16 protein-coding genes are annotated in these 16,894 nt (G+C 69.0%); 12 read left to right on the top strand and 4 right to left on the bottom strand.

Going from position 1 to position 16,894, the window contains the following annotated elements; genetic code table 11:
- Positions 1-53 precede the first annotated feature (53 nt).
- From IE302_RS24285 to otsB, 3 genes are all read left to right on the top strand, one after another.
- Positions 54-1,619: a threonine/serine exporter family protein gene (locus tag IE302_RS24285; protein ID WP_191256763.1), complete on the top strand. Its 1,566-nt coding sequence runs from the start codon at positions 54-56 to the stop codon at positions 1,617-1,619.
- Positions 1,620-1,713: 94 nt separating this feature from the next.
- Entirely contained in the window at positions 1,714-3,153 is a 1,440-nt protein-coding gene (locus IE302_RS24280) for an alpha,alpha-trehalose-phosphate synthase (UDP-forming) (RefSeq protein ID WP_191256940.1), read from the top strand.
- 39 nt (positions 3,154-3,192) lie between these two features.
- Positions 3,193-5,721 (top strand): trehalose-phosphatase, encoded by a 2,529-nt coding sequence (otsB, locus tag IE302_RS24275; RefSeq protein WP_191256762.1) that lies wholly within the window; start codon positions 3,193-3,195, stop codon positions 5,719-5,721.
- Positions 5,722-5,909: 188 nt separating this feature from the next.
- Here the strand turns inward: otsB and IE302_RS24270 are convergent, their stop codons facing one another.
- Together IE302_RS24270 and IE302_RS24265 are read right to left on the bottom strand one after the other, a co-directional pair.
- Entirely contained in the window at positions 5,910-6,866 is a 957-nt protein-coding gene (locus IE302_RS24270) for a glycoside hydrolase family 6 protein (RefSeq protein WP_191256761.1), read from the bottom strand.
- Between the two features lie 157 nt (positions 6,867-7,023).
- The gene (locus tag IE302_RS24265; RefSeq protein WP_191256760.1) at positions 7,024-7,689 is read right to left on the bottom strand and encodes a C39 family peptidase; all 666 of its coding nucleotides are present in this window, start codon (positions 7,687-7,689) and stop codon (positions 7,024-7,026) included.
- A 158-nt stretch (positions 7,690-7,847) separates the two neighbouring features.
- Here IE302_RS24265 and IE302_RS24260 point away from each other — a divergent pair, with 158 nt between their 5' ends.
- Both IE302_RS24260 and IE302_RS24255 read left to right on the top strand, forming a co-directional pair.
- Positions 7,848-8,489, top strand: coding sequence for an RNA polymerase sigma factor (locus IE302_RS24260; RefSeq protein ID WP_191256759.1), 642 nt, complete (start codon positions 7,848-7,850; stop codon positions 8,487-8,489).
- A 10-nt stretch (positions 8,490-8,499) separates the two neighbouring features.
- Entirely contained in the window at positions 8,500-9,636 is a 1,137-nt protein-coding gene (locus tag IE302_RS24255) for a CU044_5270 family protein (protein ID WP_229907917.1), read from the top strand.
- Here the strand turns inward: IE302_RS24255 and radA are convergent.
- On the bottom strand, positions 9,633-10,991 hold the full coding sequence (gene radA, locus IE302_RS24250; protein WP_191256757.1) for a DNA repair protein RadA: 1,359 nt from the start codon (positions 10,989-10,991) through the stop codon (positions 9,633-9,635). The two genes, IE302_RS24255 and radA, sit on opposite strands and share 4 nt — an antisense overlap.
- 109 nt (positions 10,992-11,100) lie before the next feature.
- Complete coding sequence (locus tag IE302_RS24245; RefSeq protein ID WP_191256756.1) at positions 11,101-11,829, bottom strand: copper chaperone PCu(A)C domain-containing protein; 729 nt, start codon at positions 11,827-11,829, stop codon at positions 11,101-11,103.
- Positions 11,830-12,126: 297 nt separating this feature from the next.
- Here IE302_RS24245 and IE302_RS24240 point away from each other — a divergent pair, with 297 nt between their 5' ends.
- The 7 genes from IE302_RS24240 to cysS all read left to right on the top strand — a co-directional run bounded on the left by IE302_RS24240 (position 12,127) and on the right by cysS (position 16,890).
- Entirely contained in the window at positions 12,127-12,618 is a 492-nt protein-coding gene (locus tag IE302_RS24240; RefSeq protein WP_005165253.1) for a CarD family transcriptional regulator, read from the top strand.
- 59 nt (positions 12,619-12,677) lie between these two features.
- Entirely contained in the window at positions 12,678-13,343 is a 666-nt protein-coding gene (locus IE302_RS24235) for an IspD/TarI family cytidylyltransferase (protein WP_373308017.1), read from the top strand.
- A complete protein-coding gene (gene ispF / locus IE302_RS24230; protein ID WP_191256755.1) occupies positions 13,340-13,810 on the top strand; it encodes a 2-C-methyl-D-erythritol 2,4-cyclodiphosphate synthase in 471 nt (156 codons plus the stop codon). The genes IE302_RS24235 and ispF overlap by 4 nt, the downstream gene beginning before the upstream one ends.
- Before the next feature lie 28 nt (positions 13,811-13,838).
- The gene (locus tag IE302_RS24225; RefSeq protein WP_191256754.1) at positions 13,839-14,234 is read left to right on the top strand and encodes a PPOX class F420-dependent oxidoreductase; all 396 of its coding nucleotides are present in this window, start codon (positions 13,839-13,841) and stop codon (positions 14,232-14,234) included.
- Positions 14,235-14,247: 13 nt separating this feature from the next.
- Positions 14,248-14,643, top strand: a complete 396-nt coding sequence (locus tag IE302_RS24220) for a PPOX class F420-dependent oxidoreductase (RefSeq protein ID WP_191256753.1) — start codon at positions 14,248-14,250, stop codon at positions 14,641-14,643.
- Positions 14,644-14,759: 116 nt separating this feature from the next.
- A complete protein-coding gene (locus tag IE302_RS24215; RefSeq protein ID WP_229907916.1) occupies positions 14,760-15,446 on the top strand; it encodes an HAD family hydrolase in 687 nt (228 codons plus the stop codon).
- Between the two features lie 46 nt (positions 15,447-15,492).
- Entirely contained in the window at positions 15,493-16,890 is a 1,398-nt protein-coding gene (gene cysS, locus IE302_RS24210) for a cysteine--tRNA ligase (protein WP_191256752.1), read from the top strand.
- Positions 16,891-16,894: the final 4 nt, after the last annotated feature.

Raw genomic sequence — 16,894 nt, 5'->3', positions numbered from 1 at the left:
CCCGATGGTCCTCGGGAAAGTCCCTATGAGACGAGTGAGGAGGTGGATCGATCATGAAGATCAACGAGCACACCAAGAAGGCCCAGCGCGGCGAACGCGGTGTCGGAAAGAACCAGGACGAAACACCCGAACGCGGCGAATGGCTGCTGGAAGCACCACGCCAACGTGACGGAGAGCGATCGATCCACCAGGCTCGCTCGCACCGGCCGAACCTGCTGCGCCGCCGCGCCTGGCAGATCCTCGAAGCCCCGACGGCCGAGCAGCCCGCCGTCGACGGCGAAGAGACGATGGGGCCGAAGCCGCCCGACGACACGACGGTCAACTTCGTCCTGGATCTCGTCCTGCGCATCGGCGAGGTCCAGATGTCCAGCGGCGCCGGCGCCTCCGACGTCACGGCGACGATCATCGCGCTGACCTCCGCGCTCGGTCTCCCGCACTGCGAGGTCGACGTGATCTTCACGTCGATCACGGTGACCTGCCACCGCGGCACCGACATGGCACCGGTGACGGCCCTGCGTGTGGTCCGTTCACGCAGCCTCGACTACACGCGGCTCACCCAGACGGAGACGCTGGTCCGCCGGATCGTCCGCGGGAACATCGGCGCCGAAGAGGCCCAGCAGGAACTCCAGCGGATCACCACCGCGCCGCACCCGTACCCCCGCTGGGTGGCCACGGCCGCCTGGGGCGGGCTGGCCGGGTTCATCACCCTGATCCTCGGCGGCAGCATCGACGTCGCGCTGGTCGCGATGGTGATCAGCGCCGTCATCGACCGGCTCGGCCGCTTCCTCAACCGCTACGCGCTGCCGTTCTTCTTCCAGCAGGTGATCGGCGGCCTGGTCGCGACCCTGTCGGCGATGGCGATAGTCAGCAGCGGCCTGCTCACCACGGACAAACCCACGCTGGTCGTCGCGGCGGCCGTCACCGTGCTGCTGTCCGGTCTTTCCACGGTTTCCGCCGTGCAGGACGCCATCACCGGCTATTACGTCACGGCGGCCGGGCGCACGATGGAAACCGCGCTGATGAGTGCCGGGCTGATCGCGGGCGTGGTGCTCGCGCTGAAGATCGCGCTGCTGCTCAAGATGCCGCTCACCCCGCTGCCCGAGGTCGTCTCCTCGACGCCGCAGGACCTGCCGATCATCGTCATCGGCAGCGTCGGCGCTTCGGCCTGCTTCGCGCTCGCCTCGTACTCGACGATGCGCGCGATGCTCGTCGCGGGAGCGGCGGGCGCGATCGGCGGCGCGGTCTACGGCGCCTTGATGCTGACCGATTTCGAAGCGGTCAGCTCGTCCGCGATCGCCGCCACGCTGGTCGGATTCTGCGGCGGCGTGCTCGCCAGGCGGCTCAAGGTGACGCCGCTCGTGGTGGCTGTGTCCGGCATCACGCCCCTTCTCCCCGGTCTCTCCACCTATCGTGGTCTATACCAATTGGGCGTCGAGCCCGGCGGCAACATCTCGACGCTCATGACGGCCGTCGCCGTGGGCCTCGCCCTGGCAGCGGGCGTCGTGCTCGGCGAATACCTCGCGCAGCCGGTGCGCACGGGACTCGGCAGGCTGGAACGCAAATTCGCCGGGCCGCGGATGGCGGGGCCGATGGAACCCGCCGAACGACGCTTGGAGTGATCGCTCGTCGACCGGCCGCGACCTCCTCGCGCGATAGGGTTTCCCCTTAGGGCAGCGACCCGCGAGTTTGAGGGAGCGGCTGGTGGACGAAGCAATGGCCGAGACGAGCAGGACGGCCTCCGCGGATTTCGTGGTGGTGGCGAACCGGCTCCCGGTGGACCTCGAACGGACCGCCGACGGGAGCAGGCGCTGGACGGCGAGCCCCGGCGGACTGGTGTCGGCGCTCGAACCGTTCCTTCGATCCCGCAAAGGCGCCTGGGTCGGCTGGCCGGGTGTGCCCGACGTCGAGGTCGAGGAGTTCGACGACGACGGTCTGGTCCTGCACCCGGTCTCCCTGACCTCGGACGACGTCCGCGACTACTACGAGGGCTTCTCGAACGCGACGCTCTGGCCGCTGTACCACGACGTGGTGGCGCGGCCGGTGTTCGACCGGAGCTGGTGGGAGTCCTACGTCCGGGTGAACCGACGCTTCGCCGAGGCGAGCGCGAAGGTCGCCGCCGAGGGCGCGACCGTGTGGATCCAGGACTACCAGCTGCAGCTGGTCCCGGCGATGCTCCGCGAGCTGCGGCCCGACCTCCGGATCGGGTTCTTCCTGCACATCCCGTTTCCCCCGGTCGAGTTGTTCATGCAGATGCCGTGGCGGACCGAGATCGTCCGCGGCCTGGTCGGGGCCGACCTCGTCGGTTTCCACCGGCCGGGTGGCGCGCAGAACTTCCTCTGGCTGGCGCGGCAGCTGGCCGGTCTCGAGTCCAGCCGCGGCGCGGTCGGCATCCGCACCCGCCCCGGCCTGATGCAGGTCGGCGACCGCACGGTGCGGGTCGGCGCGTTCCCGATCTCCATCGACGCCATCGGCCTCGACAAACTCGCCAAGACCAAGGGCGTCGCCGAACGCGCCGCCCAGCTGCGGCACGACCTGGGCAATCCGAAGAAGGTCCTGCTCGGCGTCGACAGGCTCGACTACACCAAGGGCATCGACCTGCGGTTGCAGGCGCTGCACGAGCTGCTGCACGAAGGCCGGGTCCGCCCGGAGGACGTCACGTTCGTCCAGCTGGCCACACCGAGCCGCGAACGCGTCGAGCATTACCAGCGGATGCGCGGCGACATCGAGCAGATGGTCGGGAGGATCAACGGCGAATTCGCCCGCGTGGGTCACCCGGTCGTGCATTATCTGCACCAGTCCGTGAACCGGACGGAGCTGGCCGCGTTCTTTTCGGCGGCCGATGTCATGGTGGTGACCCCCCTGCGTGACGGGATGAACCTCGTCTGCAAGGAGTACGTCGCCTGCCGCCACGATCTTGGCGGCTCGCTCGTGCTTTCGGAGTTCGCCGGCGCCGCGGCGGAGCTGACCAGTGCGCTACTGGTCAACCCGCATGATCTGGACGGGGTGAAGAACGCCTTGGAGACTGCCATTACGCTCGACCCCGCAGAGGGCCGCCGCCGTATGCGCGCCATGCGTCGCCAAGTCCTCACGCACGATGTCGACCGATGGGCGCGCTCGTTCCTCCAGGCGCTCGGTGCCGAACCGGCCGACTGAGACTTCCCCCATACCCCGCATAGCTCTCGAGGAGAATCGTTGACCGCCGAGGCACTGCCCGCCGAGCTGCGGCGAGCGATCGTTCAGGTCGCCCGCACGCCGCGGCTGCTGGTCGCCTGCGACTACGACGGCACGCTGGCTCCGATCACGGCCAACCCGGACGAAGCCCGGCCGCTGCCCGAATCGGTAGGCGCACTCAGGTCGCTGGCCGGCCTGCACGAGACGACCACCGCGGTCATCTCCGGCCGCGCGTTGCGCGATCTCGCCACCCTGTCCCGTCTCCCTGCCGAGGTGAACCTGGTCGGCAGCCACGGATCCGAGTTCGACATCGGCTTCATCCACGCGCTCGACGACAAGGCCCGCGAGCTCCACAGACGGCTCGAAGCCGAGCTGGAGAACCTGGTGCTCGACGTGCCCGGCGTCTCGCTCGAAGTCAAACCCGCGAGCATCGCGGTGCACGTCCGCCGCGCCGAGCACGAGGCGGGCCGCCGCGTCCTGCGCGACGTCCACAATGGACCCTCGACGTGGGAGGGCGTGTCCACGACCGACGGCAAGGAGGTCGTCGAGCTCGCGGTCGTCCAGACGGACAAGGGCCGCGCGCTGGACACCCTTCGCCACCAGGTCGGCGCGACGGCGGCGATCTTCCTCGGCGACGACGTCACCGACGAGAAGGCGTTCGCCCGGATCTCCGGGCCGGACCTCGGGGTGAAGGTCGGCGAGGGCGAGAGCCTCGCGCAGTACCGGGTCCCGGACACCGTCGACGTCGCGATGGCGCTCGCCTTCCTGCTCGAAGAGCGGCGCAACTGGCTCTACGGCGAGCAAGCGCCGCCGATCGAGCGGCTTTCCCTGCTGGCCAACGAACGTTCGGTCGCGCTCGTCACGCCGGACGCCCGCCTGACCTGGCTGTGCCACCCAGGCCCCGACGCGCCCGCGGTGTTCGCGGACCTGCTCGGCGGCGCCGGCGCGGGACACTTCTCGATCAAACCGCACCGCAACGGCCTGCCGCTCGGGCAGCGCTACCTGCCGAACACGATGACGGTCGAGACCCGCTGGTCCCGGCTGCTCGTCACCGACTACCTCGAACCGGAAAGCCCGGCGCACCGCACGGATCTCGTCCGGGTGATCGCGGGCGAGACGGCGGCGGAGATCGTGTTCGCGCCGCGGCCCGAATTCGGTGGCGTGCCGGTGAAACTGGTCGCCGAGGGCGACGGCATCCTGGTGCAGGGCACCTCGGAGCCGTTCGCGCTGCGCTCGCCGGGCGTGCAGTGGGAGATCACCACCGACGGCCTGCACGACACCGCGTCCGCGCTCGTCACACCCTCCCCGGAGAACCCGGTGGTGCTCGAACTCCGTTGCGGCACCTCGGATCTCGGCGAACACGAACTGTCCGAAGTGGAACGACGCGCACGGGCGGGCGACTACTGGAGCACCTGGGCGCAGACGCTCAAACTGCCCAGCGTCCAGACCGACCTCGTCGGCCGTTCGGCGCTGACGCTGCGCGGGCTGGTCAACACCGACACCGGCGGCGTGCTCGCGGCGGCGACGTCGTCGCTGCCGGAGGAGATCGGCGGCGTCCGCAACTGGGACTACCGCTACTGCTGGATCCGCGACGCGGCCATGACCGTGCGCGAGCTGGTCCACCTCGGCTCGACCGAAGAGGCGGAAGGCTACCTCCGCTGGCTGCACGGCGTGCTGTCCACTTTGGCCGGTCCGGAACGGCTGCACCCGCTGTACACCTTGGCGGGCAGCGTGATCGGCGCCGAAGCGGTCATCGAGTCGCTGCCCGGGTACGCCGGTTCGCGGCCGGTCCGCGTCGGCAACCTGGCGAACCACCAGGTGCAGCTGGACGTCTTCGGCCCGGTCGTCGAACTGGTCAAGACCCTCGCCGAGGCGCGCGGCGAGCTGCGCGACGAGGACTGGCAGCTGGTGCGCGCGATGGCCGAGGCCGTCACGCGGCGCTGGAACGAGCCGGACCACGGCATCTGGGAGGAGCGGCACGTGCCGCGCCATCGGGTGTACTCGCGGGTGATGTGCTGGGTGACCATCGACAGGGCGATCAAGCTCGGCGACGTCTACGGCCGGGCGGTGCCGGGCGCGTGGCCGTCGCTGCGGGACGAGATCTCCGCCGACGTGCTGGAGAAGGGCTGGAACGAAGAGGTACAGGCCTTCACCACCGCCTACGACGGGACGGACCTCGACGCCGCGTCGCTGTTCGTCGGGCTGACCGGGCTGATCGATCCGGCCGACCCGCGCTTCCAGTCGACGGTGACCGCGATCGAGGCGGAACTGCGCAGTGGGTCCACTGTGTACCGGTACCGCCGCGACGACGGCCTTCCCGGCGGCGAGGGCGGTTTCCACATCTGCGCGGCCTGGCTCATCGAGGCGTACCTGCTCACCGGGCGGCGCACCGAGGCCGAGGAACTGTTCACGCAGATCGTCGACGCCGCTGGCCCGACCGGTCTGCTGCCGGAGCAGTACGACCCGATCGCGGAGCGCTCGCTGGGCAACCACCCGCAGGCGTACTCGCACATCGGGCTGATCCGCTGCGCGAACCTGCTCGCCCAATAGGGGCTGAAGGGGACTTTCCCCGCGTCAGACGCCACGAAGGGGCCCTTCACCGCATGGCATGCGGTGAAGGGCCCCTTCGGCCGTAGTGGAGGCGTCGCGCCGGCTGCTGTCCAAGGGGTCGTGGCCTTCGCCTTCTCGGGAGAACGAAAGTCACAGACGAACAGCCGGCGCGACGGGCTGGAGGCGGGTCAGGTCCCGCTGATCAGGCGCAGGGCCAGATCGGAGCTGAACTGACCGGCTTCGACGTTCGGCGCGATCCCGCACTTGCCGTCGGAGTCACCGGGCACCTTGACCCAGAGCAGCATCTCGGCGCCGCCACCGGTCTGCGAGGGCGTCCCGAGCTTGCGACCGGCCGGGTTGCACCACTCGGAGCCGAGCGGGCCGTTGCCGTTGCGGCTCGTGTCGATGACGAACGGCTTGGTGTAGCCGTACTTGCTCGACAGCGCGGCGCTGACCGCCTTGCCGTAGTTCGCCGAGTCGGTGGTGGTCTTGTAGTTCGACACGTTGATCGCGAGACCGCGGATCGACTTCACCCCGACGGCGTTGAGCCGGTCGGCCATGGTGGCGGCGGGGATCCAGGTCGAGTTGCCGCCGTCCATGTACGCCCAGGTGTTCGGGGCCTTGGCCGCGAACTGCTCCGCGGCGTACTTGAGCAGGTCGAGGCGGGTCTGGCGCTCACCGGTGGGCAGGCAGTCGACCTGCGCGAGCGCGTCCGGCTCGATGACGACGACCGCGGGCTTGCCGCCGATGCCGTCGGCGAAGTTCGAGATCCAGGTCCGGTACGCCTCCGGGCTGCCCGCGCCGCCGCCGGAGTGACCGCCGCAGTCACGGCCGGGGATGTTGTAGGCGACCAGGATCGGCAGCTTGTCGGCCACGTCGGCGGCGTAGGTGTAGCCGTCGACGGCCTTCTTGACGTCGCCGCTCCAGTTGCCGAACCAGCGCGCGCCCGCCTTCGTGGAGATGGCGGCCTTGATCTTGTCGGCGGTGCCGCCCGGGTGGTCCTTCACCCAGACCGCGGGGTTGGAGTTCGGGTCGACGTAGAAGCCGTTGGTCTTCTCAAGGGGGTTGCCGTCGGCGGCCTGGGCCGGCGCGGCGATGAGGGCCAGCAGCGAGGCGGCCAGCAGACCGAGCGTCTTGATGCGCATGTCGGGCACCCTCCCGCCCCCTCGTACAAGATTCGTACAACCCGACATTTCGTCCTCTGCTTGCGGTAGTTCGCTTACCCGACTACCGCAATCAGTCCTCTGCTTGCGGTCCTTGCACACGCAAGTACCGCAAGCAGAGGACGAAACGCGACGAGGATCAGGCCGAGTAACCCTTCGGCGGGATCAGGGTGGCGAGCTGGTTGAAGGTGAGCCAGTAGATCTGGTTGCCGCCGAAGTTGGCCGGGTCGGCGATCTTCACGGTCATGTTGTCGCTGTTGTAGCCGATGATCGTGAAGTAGTGGTAGATCGTGTAGTTCGGGTAGCCCGGCGGGTGGTTGTTCGCCGGGGCGACGATGTTCGCGACGATCGCGTAGCCCTTGTCGACGTCCAGCACGATGTCGCGCCAGAGCAGGTCACGCTGCGCCTGGGTCGGCGGGTCGTTCGGCATCTCCTTGGTCTCGTACCAGCCGCCGCCGATGTGGGCGTTGAGGACGCGGGTGACCTGGCCGATCCAGTCGGTGCCGTTGGTGGTGGTCGGGAGCTCGTTCGCGAGCTGCTGCTGGCTCGGCGGATTGCCGTTCTTGGCCGAGATGGCGATCCGGGTGGCGGCCGGGCCGCACCAGTACCCGGTCTCCTGGATCTGGTACTGGATGTTGAGTTCGGCGGCCGCCCTGACCCCTTCGACCTTGGCGGGCGGCGCCATCGCCTTCACGAAGTCAGGCGCGGGTACGACATTTTCGGATTGAGCGACGGCCACCGCCGGAGCGGTGATCAGTGCGGACACCGCGAGAGCGGCGACGACCGCGGTCCTGAGTCGACGCATGGTAATCCTTCCCCAGTTTCACTTTTCAATGGTGAATAGTGAACAGGATTGCCCGTCCGGACACTTTTGTCTTGATCTCGACCCGTGCCTGCCCTGATCGGCCCACGACGAAAGTAGGATCGGATGAACGCTCTGGGGGCCTTCGGGCAATAGCGATCGTGCAGGTGATGAAGAACGATCACGAGCAGGCCGGCTCGCACGGGCCGGACAGGCCGGATCTCGGCGGTCCCGACCCCGCGCCCGTCTTCGGCATGCTCTTCGACGCCCACGCGGCCCCGCTCCAGCGCTATCTCGCGCGCCGCGTCGGCACCGAGACCGCGCACGACCTCGTCGCCGAGACGTTCCTCGTGGCGCTCCGGCGGCGGGAGACGTACCGCCCGGAGGCCGGGACGGCCCGGGCGTGGCTCTACGGCATCGCGACCAACCTGCTCAGGCACCACGTCCGCACCGAGACCCGCGCGCTCAACGCGACGGCACGGCTCGCGGCCACCGACCAGGTGGTCTCGGCCGGGCACGACGGCCGCGTCGCCGAGCGGGTCGACGCGCAGTCCCGCGCGGCCCAGCTGGCGGGCGCGCTGGCCGAACTGAGCGTCGCGGACCGCGACACCCTGCTGCTGGTCTCCTGGGCGGGCCTGGACCCCGGCGAGGTGGCCGAGGCGCTCGGGATTCCCGCCGGGACCGTCAGATCAAGACTGCACCGGATCAGAAGATGGTTGCGCGCCAACGCACCGGAGATGACCACAAAGTCCACAAAGGACGATTCGAGGCATGAGGAGGAGGGCGAAAGTGCACGGCGATAGCATCAGGAAGGTGTGGTCCGAAGCCGAACTCGACGAGGCGCTGGCCGACCTCCATTCCGGGCCGGAAACCCGGCAGGACGAGTTGGCCCGTGCCAGGGCCACGCTCCTGCGCGCGGCGGGCGAGCCCGAGGCGGAGTTCCCGGTCACGGCGCCCCCGGCAAAAAAACGCACCGGCGCGTGGCGATGGATCGCGGCCGCGGCCGCCGCGGCGCTGGTGTCCGGCGGCGGGATCGTCGCCACGAACGCCTTCATCGGCGGCACCGGCCAGGACCCCGCGGCCCCGGCGACCGTCGCGTCGGACGATGACGTGCTCAAGTACCTCCGCGGCGCCGATGTCCCCCTGGCCGACGGTCAGTACCGGCTGCTCACCGAGTCGGTCTGGACGACGCGATTCGGCAAGAGGAGCGGAGTGGTCTATCAGACCCACGAGATCCTCGAGCGATGGTTTCCGTCGGCGAGAGACCGGGGGACCCGGACGCGGTTCACCCGGACCGGCGAGATCCGCTGGATCAAGGGCAACTACGAGATGGCGAAGTCACACGGCGACCTGATCCCGGGCGCGACGATCGAAACGGGCTGGGAAGGCTCCTGGGGACCGCCCACGCCTCAAACCACCTCGAGCCCGATGGCCCCGCCCCTATCGACCACGACCACGCCGAATGTGCCGGAGCCGCCGGTCTCGACCCGGCGGAACCCACCGGGAAGCGGCTGGACGAACCCGTCGAAGGAGTTCCTCGCCGAGCTCCCCGCCGACCCGACGAAACTGCTCGACCGGCTCCGCCACGACAACCGCTCCGGGCAGCGCCTCGACGAGGCGAACACGGCACCCGAGATCTTCGAGATGGTGTTCGGCGCCCTGCGGCTGGGGCACGGTTTCGGCGATCTCCGGGTGGCCCTGTGCAAGGCGCTCGCGCGGGTTCCGGGTGTCACGGTCGACACGAGCGTGACCACACCCGACAACCGTCCTGGCGTTTCCTTCTCCATCACGCTGCCCGACCGGACCAGGACGTTCGTCGTCGACCTCGCGACGGCGCAGGTCGTGCGGAACCGTGCCACCCCGAACCCGGCCGAGCCGGGCGGGCCGGAGACGGCCTCGTTCGACACGGCGATGTCGGTCGTGGTCACCGACGACGGCGGGCCGCCCTAACGAGCGTGCTTGGCGGCGTTCAGCGCGCTTCCGACGTCGGCCACCTCCAGTACCCGGATCCCGGGCGGGATCTTGCCGGAGTCCGGCGGCACCAGCGCGTAGGTGAAGCCGAGCCGGGCGGCCTCCGCGAGCCGCCGCCCGACGCTCGGTACCCGCCGGACCTCGCCCGACAGCCCGACCTCGCCCATCGCGACGAGTTTGGGCGAGAGCGGGGTGTCCCTGGCGGACGAGATCAGGGCCAGCACCACCGCGAGGTCGATGCCGGGCTCGGTGATCTTCATTCCGCCGACCGTCGCCACGTAGACGTCCTTGTCGCCGACCTTGATGTTCGCGCGCTTCTCGACCACGGCCAGCACCATCGCGACACGCGCCGAATCGAGCCCGCTCACCGCGCGCCGGGGCTGGGGCGACTGGGTCGCCGAGACCAGCGCCTGGACCTCGCCCAGCAGCGGCCGCTTGCCCTCCATGGTCACCGTGACGGCGGTGCCGGCGACCGGCTCGGAGGTGTGGCTGAGGAACAGGCCCGACGGGTCGGGCACGCCGACGATGCCCTCCTCGACGAGTTCGAAGCAGCCGATCTCGTCGGCGGCGCCGAAGCGGTTCTTGATCCCGCGCAGCATCCGCAGCGTCGAATGCTTGTCGCCCTCGAACTGGAGGACGACGTCGACGAGGTGCTCCAACACGCGAGGCCCGGCGACCGAACCGTCCTTCGTGACGTGGCCGACCAGGACGATCGGCAGTCCGCGTTCCTTGGCCAGCGCGACCAGCCCGGAGGTGACCGCGCGGACCTGGGTGACCCCGCCCGGCGCGCCCTCCACCTGTGGCGAGGCCATGGTCTGGACCGAGTCGACGATCAGCACGCCCGGCTTGACCGCGTCGACGTGGCCCAGGATCGCCGAGAGGTCGCTCTCGGCCGCGAGGAACATCTCGTCGTGGACGTTGCCGGTGCGTTCGGCGCGCAGGCGCACCTGCCCGGCCGACTCCTCACCGGTGACGTACAGCGCGCGGCCCGCGGTGGCCGCCCATTGATAGGCGACCTCCAGCAGGAGGGTCGACTTGCCGACACCGGGCTCCCCGGCGAGCAGGATGACCGCGCCCGGCACGAACCCGCCGCCGAGCACCCGGTCCAGTTCGGAGACTCCGGTGGGCTTGGCCCGCGCCGTCTCGACGTCGACCTCGCCGATCGGGCGCGCGGGAGCGCTGGGTGCGCCGGCGGCGACCCTGGCTATCGCGGGACGGGCGTCGCCGCGTTCTTCGAGGGTTCCCCACGCCTGACATTCAGGACAGCGCCCGACCCACTTCGGCGCCTCGTACCCGCACTCGCCGCAGCGGTAGGTACTGCCTTTCTTGACCACTCCGCGAGGCTAGCGGCCACCACCGACAAACCCGGGGAGCGACAAGTACATGAAGGCCCCCTTCCTGTACCTAGGCGCAAGGAAGGGGGCCTTCATGTACTTACGAGACTTAGTGCCCGCCGCCCTCGGCCTTGGGCTTCTCCGGCGCCGGGGCCCGGCTGCCCGGGTGCGACGGCGCGGCGACCGGCAGTTCCAGCGTGATCGAACCGGAGTTCTTGAAGACGAAGGTGACCTTGATCGTCTGGCCCGCCCACACCGGCTGCTTCAGGCCCTGCAGCACGATCGTGGCCTTGCCCACCTCGCCCGGCGCCGCGGACGACTCGGGGCCCGCGGACGGCGTGACCGTCCCGGCGACGCTCGACGACGGGGCGCCGGACTCGCTGTTCGAAGGAGCACCGGAGGACGACGGGGCACCCGAGGACGCCGGCGCGGAGGACGGGGCGCTCGTCGGAGCGACCTCCTTCGTCGACTCGACCGCGTCGGACGGGCCGATCACGAGCGCGTGGCTCGCGACGACGGCCTTGGCGCCGGTGATCTTGGCGTCACCGGTGGCGGCCTCGGAGGAGACCGAGACGAGCTCGTCGTCCTGCTTGCCCTGGTTCACGATGGTCAGCGTCAGCGGCGCGGCGGAACCGGCCGGGTACGCCTGCCCCTCGGTCGGGAACTGGAGCGCGGCGTTCCGCAGCACCAGGTCCTTCGCCTGCGCGTACGTCCCGTTGACCGCGGGCTGCTGCGAGTCGGTCTGGGTGATCTGACCAGCACCGCAGCCGGCGAGCACGAGCGCGGCGCCGAGCGCCAGCACACCTGCGCCGAACACGCGACGATTCTGCAGCCTCACGTCGGAGTCCTTCCATCTCACGGCCTCTTCACCGCGAAGACTAGCCGGGCGGCTTCGCGGGCGGAGAACCCGGTGCGTGTTGACACGCCACCAATGCGGTGACGTGCCCAAGATCAACCGTCCACAAAGGATTTGGAAATCGTTCGCTTCTCACCTGCATGAGCACGGGCGAATTGGGTTTGTCAACCCCCGGGCGGACCACCGTCAGGCCGCTGACCTGCGACGACGATCGCGGGCCGCTAGGTGGGCCTCGTCGGCACGTGCTAAGATGAATTCAGCGAAAGGGGCAGAGGACACATGGTTTTCAAGGTCGGAGAGACCGTCGTCTACCCGCACCACGGTGCCGCACTCATCGAAGCCATCGAGACCCGCGTGATCAAGGGCGAGGAGAAGAAGTACCTCGTCCTCAAAGTCGCGCAAGGGGATCTTACGGTTCGCGTGCCCGCTGACAACGCCGAGATCGTCGGTGTTCGTGATGTCGTCGGGCAAGAAGGACTGGACAAGGTTTTCGACGTTCTGCGTGCTCCGCACACCGAAGAGCCCACCAACTGGTCTCGTCGGTACAAGGCCAACCTTGAGAAGCTCGCCTCCGGCGATGTGAACAAGGTGGCCGAAGTGGTGCGCGACCTCTGGCGGCGAGAGAAGGACCGCGGACTTTCAGCCGGCGAGAAGCGCATGCTGGCGAAGGCGCGGCAAATTCTGGTCAGCGAGCTCGCGCTCGCGGAGGGCACCGACGAGGACAAGGCTGAAGTCCTCCTCGACGAAGTTCTGGAAACCGCGGCAGTCTGAACCGGCGGATGTCCCACGCCAGGTGAGGCTGCGCGGGATACCACTACGATCGCGCACATATGAGCACCGTCCATATGAGCACAATCGTGTTCGTCACTGTCGTTCGACACCATGCCTCCGACGCGGAGCTCGCTCTCGCGCCGGTCAATGGTGAAGCTCTACTCACGCACACTGTGCGGGGGCTGCTCGCTCTGCCGGATCTCGATCTGGTGGTCGTAGCGGCCCCCGAGCGGTGTGCTGATTTGTTTTCGGCCGCTCTCGGCGGTCTGGGGAACAGCGGATTCGACAAGCGATGCCGGATAGTACCCGGACAGTCACTCCGGCACGTATTCGACACCGTCGCAACGGAAATCGCCGAGGATCCGGTCATCCTCGTGCACGACGCCTTGCGCGCTTTCACTCCCGCGGACACGGTCCGTGCCGTCGCGGACGCTGTCCGTGCGGGTTCTTCTTTCGTGGTTCCCGTTCTGCCGATGGCGGACACCGTGAAGGTGACCGAGGCGGCGAAGGTGATCACGGGAACCGAAGACCGCGCACACCTGCGTACGGCGCAAACCCCGCTCGGCTTCACTCGTGAGACTTTTCTCTCGTATGCCGATAAACCGTCTCTCGACGGCGCGCACACCATCGCCGGGCACCCCGACGCGATGCGCGTCACCACTTCGTTCGAACTCAAGCTGGCCGAAGCGATCGCCGTGGCCGGAGAAGAAGAGGAAACGCTTTGAGGATCGGCAACGGGGTCGACGTCCATCCGATCGAAACGGGCCGCGAGTGCTGGATCGCCGGTCTCCTCTGGCCCGGCGTCGACGGCTGCGCGGGGCATTCCGACGGCGACGTCGCGGCGCACGCGTTGTGCGACGCGCTGCTGTCCGCGGCCGGGCTCGGCGATCTCGGCGCGGTGTTCGGCACCGGTGATCCGAAGTGGGCGGGCAAGCACGGCGTCGAGTTCCTCGCCGAAGCGCGCCGCCTGGTCGAGGCGGGCGGCTGGACCGTCGGGAACGCGACCGTCCAGATCGTCGGCAACGCGCCGCGCGTCGGCAAGCGCCGCGAAGAGGCGCAGAAGGTGCTGAGCGAGGCCGTCGGCGGACCGGTGAGCGTCTCCGGGACGACGACCGACGGGCTCGGCCTGACCGGACGCGGCGAGGGCATCGCGGCGTTCGCGACGGCGTTGCTGCTGCCGTCGCAGGAATAGCCCGCGCCGGGAGCCGGTTCGGGCTGTCATGGCAGTCACACTTCCCGAACCGGTCCGCGAACTGGTGGACGGCAAGAACTTCGCGACCGTGGCCACGCTGGACGCCGACGGCGGCCCGCAGACCTCGGTCATCTGGGTGGGCCTCGACGACGGCGATCTGGTCTTCAGCGCCACCGAAGACAGGCTGAAGGTGCGAAACCTCCGTCGCGATCCTCGCGCGAGCGTGTCGATCACCGACGCGGAGAACCCGTACCGGCACACGCAGCTGCGCGGCACGGTCACGATCACCCCGGATCCCGAGAAGACGTTGCCGAAGACGCTCAGCCACAAGTACCTCGGCAAAGACGCCCCGCCGGAGGGCCCGGAAGTCGAACGGGTGATCGTCCGCCTGCGGGTCGAACGGGTCGCCGGGAACGTTCGTTGATTAGGCTTCCTTCATGGGTGTGACTTTCAACGACGCGACCAAGAAACTCCTCGACGGCAACAACTTCCCGGTCCTCGCGACCATCAACGCCGACGGCTCCGCGCAGACGTCCGTGCTGTGGGCGAAGCGGGACGGCGACACGCTGATCTTCGCGACCGTCCGCGGCCGTCTCAAGGAGCGGAACATGGCCAGGGACCCGCGGGTGTCCGTCTCGGTCTTCGAGCAGGAGAACCCGTACAACTACGTCGAGATCCGCGGGACCGTGGAGATGACCGACGAGGGCGGGCGCGAGCTGATCAACGAGCTCTCGCACAAGTACCTCGACAAGGACTACCCGGACGAGCCCGCCGAGGTCGTCCGCGTGCTGGTCCGGATCACGCCCACCAAGATCACCGGCAACGCGGCCTGATCCTGTCGCGGCGTGACATGAAAGGCCCCTTCATTGCAAATTTCGCAATGAAGGGGCCTTTCATCTCACACGCGAAGAGAGGCGAAGGTCCCACGATCGTGGCTAATGTGGACCTCGTGACCTTTCGCGCTGTGTTGTTCGATTTCTCCGGCACGGTCTTCCGGCTCGAGCAGGACGAGACCTGGCTCGCCGACCTCACCGACCACGACGGCGAGCGGCTCGACCTCGAAGCCCAGACCGAACTGATGCGCCGGATGACCGCGCCGGTCGGCCAGGTCGTCGATCTCGACGAGGAGCATCTGCACGCCTGGCACAACCGCGACCGCGACCCGGTGCTCCACCGCAAGGTGTACCTGGAGGTCCTGAAGCAGTCCGGGGTGCCGCACGCCGACCAGGCCGTCGCGCTCTACACCCGGCTGATCGATCCCACCCAGTGGACGCCGTACCCGGACACCGAAGCCGCCCTCAAGGGCCTCTCGGGCAAGGGCGTCCAGGTCGGGGTGCTGAGCAACATCGCCTTCGACATCCGGCCCGCCTTCGGCCGCCGCGGCTGGGACGCCTTCGTCGACGAGTTCATCCTGTCGTTCGAGGTCGGAGCGGTGAAGCCGGAGCCGGAGATCTTCCGGACGGCGATCGAGCGGCTCGGCGTCGACCCGGCCGAGACGCTCATGGTCGGCGACAGCGAAGAGGCCGACGGCGCCGCGCGCGAGATCGGCTGCGCGTTCGCGCTGGTAGAGCCGTTGCCGACGACGGAGCGCCCGGACGCTCTCCTCAACGCCCTGCGTACCCATAACGTGCTGTAATACGGTCACTGCGACGCCGCTCACGCCGACCCCGTACCCTTTTGGGGTGGCACTACACCTCTATGACACCGCGACCCGGAGCGTGCGGGAATTCCACCCTGCCCGTAGCGGAACGGCGTCCATGTACGTGTGTGGTGCCACCGTGCAGGGCATCCCCCACATCGGCCACATCCGCGGCGCGCTGAACTACGACGTCCTCCGTCGCTGGCTCGTCCACAGTGGACTCGACGTGCTGATGGTCCGCAACGTCACCGACATCGACGACAAGATCCTCGTCAAGGCCGCCGCCGCGGATCGCCCTTGGTGGGAGTGGGCGGCCACGCACGAGCGCGCCTTCGAATCGGCGTACGAGTCGCTGGGCTGCCTCCCGCCTTCGATCGCCCCCCGGGCGACGGGGCACGTGACGCAGATGGTCGAGCTGATGCAGCGGCTGATCGACGGCGGGCACGCGTACGCCGCGGACGGCAACGTGTACTTCTCGGTCAAGGCGTTCGACGGCTACGGCGAGCTGTCCGGCCAGAAGCTCGACGAGGTCCAGCAGGGTGAAGACAAGCGCGGCGGCGAGGCCAAGCGCGATCCACGCGACTTCACGCTGTGGAAGAGCGCGAAGCCGGGCGAGCCGTCTTGGCCGACGCCGTGGGGCTCCGGCCGTCCCGGCTGGCACCTCGAATGCTCGGCGATGGCGACGGCGTACCTCGGCGCGGAGTTCGACATCCATGGCGGCGGCGTCGACCTGGTGTTCCCACACCACGAGAACGAGCGCGCCCAGTCCAACGCGGCGGGCGATGGATTCGCGCGGTTCTGGCTGCACAACGCGTGGGTGACCATGGCCGGCGAGAAGATGGCCAAGTCGCTGGGCAACACGGTGTCGATCCCGGAGATGCTCAAGCACTACCGGGCGCCCGAACTGCGGTACTACCTGGTCCAGCCGCACTACCGGTCGACGGTCGAGTACTCGGACGGAGCCGTCGCCGAGGCCGCGCAGGGCTACCGGCGGATCGAGCAGTTCCTCCGGCGCACGGCCGGCATCGCGGGCGCGGTGCACCTCGGCGAGATCCCGGCCGGATTCGCCGCCGCGCTCGACGACGACCTGGCCACCCCGCAGGCGTTCGCAGTGCTGCACAACACGGTCCGCGACGGTAACGCGGCCCTCGACGCGGCCGACAATTCCAAGGCACGCGAAATCGCCGCCTCCGTGCGCGCGATGACCGACGTGCTCGGCCTCGACCCGCTCTCCGCGCGCTGGTCCGAGGCGGGCGGCAACGAAACGCCCACCCGGCAGGCACTGTCCGATCTCGTGGAAGGGCTGCTCACCGAACGGCAGCAGGCCCGCGCCGAGAAGGACTTCGCCCGTGCGGACGCCGCGCGTGACCGCCTCCAGCAGGCGGGCATCGTGGTGGAAGACACCCCGAACGGTCCACAGTGGACCGTCAAGGACGTCTGACACT

The sequence above is a fragment of the Amycolatopsis oliviviridis genome (assembly GCF_014654365.1).
Taxonomy (GTDB): domain Bacteria; phylum Actinomycetota; class Actinomycetes; order Mycobacteriales; family Pseudonocardiaceae; genus Amycolatopsis; species Amycolatopsis oliviviridis.
Note: the sequence above shows the minus strand (reverse complement) of the source record. Positions and strands in the feature narration are given on the sequence as shown.

Bases quoted from the DNA above. Each gene is read 5' to 3' on its own strand.
- IE302_RS24285 (WP_191256763.1), top strand. From the start codon at position 54: ATGAAGATCAACGAGCACACCAAGAAGGCCCAGCGCGGCGAACGCGGT.
- IE302_RS24280 (WP_191256940.1), top strand. From the start codon at position 1,714: ATGGCCGAGACGAGCAGGACGGCCTCCGCGGATTTCGTGGTGGTGGCG.
- IE302_RS24270 (WP_191256761.1), bottom strand. From the start codon at position 6,866: ATGCGCATCAAGACGCTCGGTCTGCTGGCCGCCTCGCTGCTGGCCCTC.
- IE302_RS24265 (WP_191256760.1), bottom strand. From the start codon at position 7,689: ATGCGTCGACTCAGGACCGCGGTCGTCGCCGCTCTCGCGGTGTCCGCA.
- IE302_RS24240 (WP_005165253.1), top strand. From the start codon at position 12,127: ATGGTTTTCAAGGTCGGAGAGACCGTCGTCTACCCGCACCACGGTGCC.
- IE302_RS24235 (WP_373308017.1), top strand. From the start codon at position 12,678: ATGAGCACCGTCCATATGAGCACAATCGTGTTCGTCACTGTCGTTCGA.
- IE302_RS24225 (WP_191256754.1), top strand. From the start codon at position 13,839: ATGGCAGTCACACTTCCCGAACCGGTCCGCGAACTGGTGGACGGCAAG.
- IE302_RS24220 (WP_191256753.1), top strand. From the start codon at position 14,248: ATGGGTGTGACTTTCAACGACGCGACCAAGAAACTCCTCGACGGCAAC.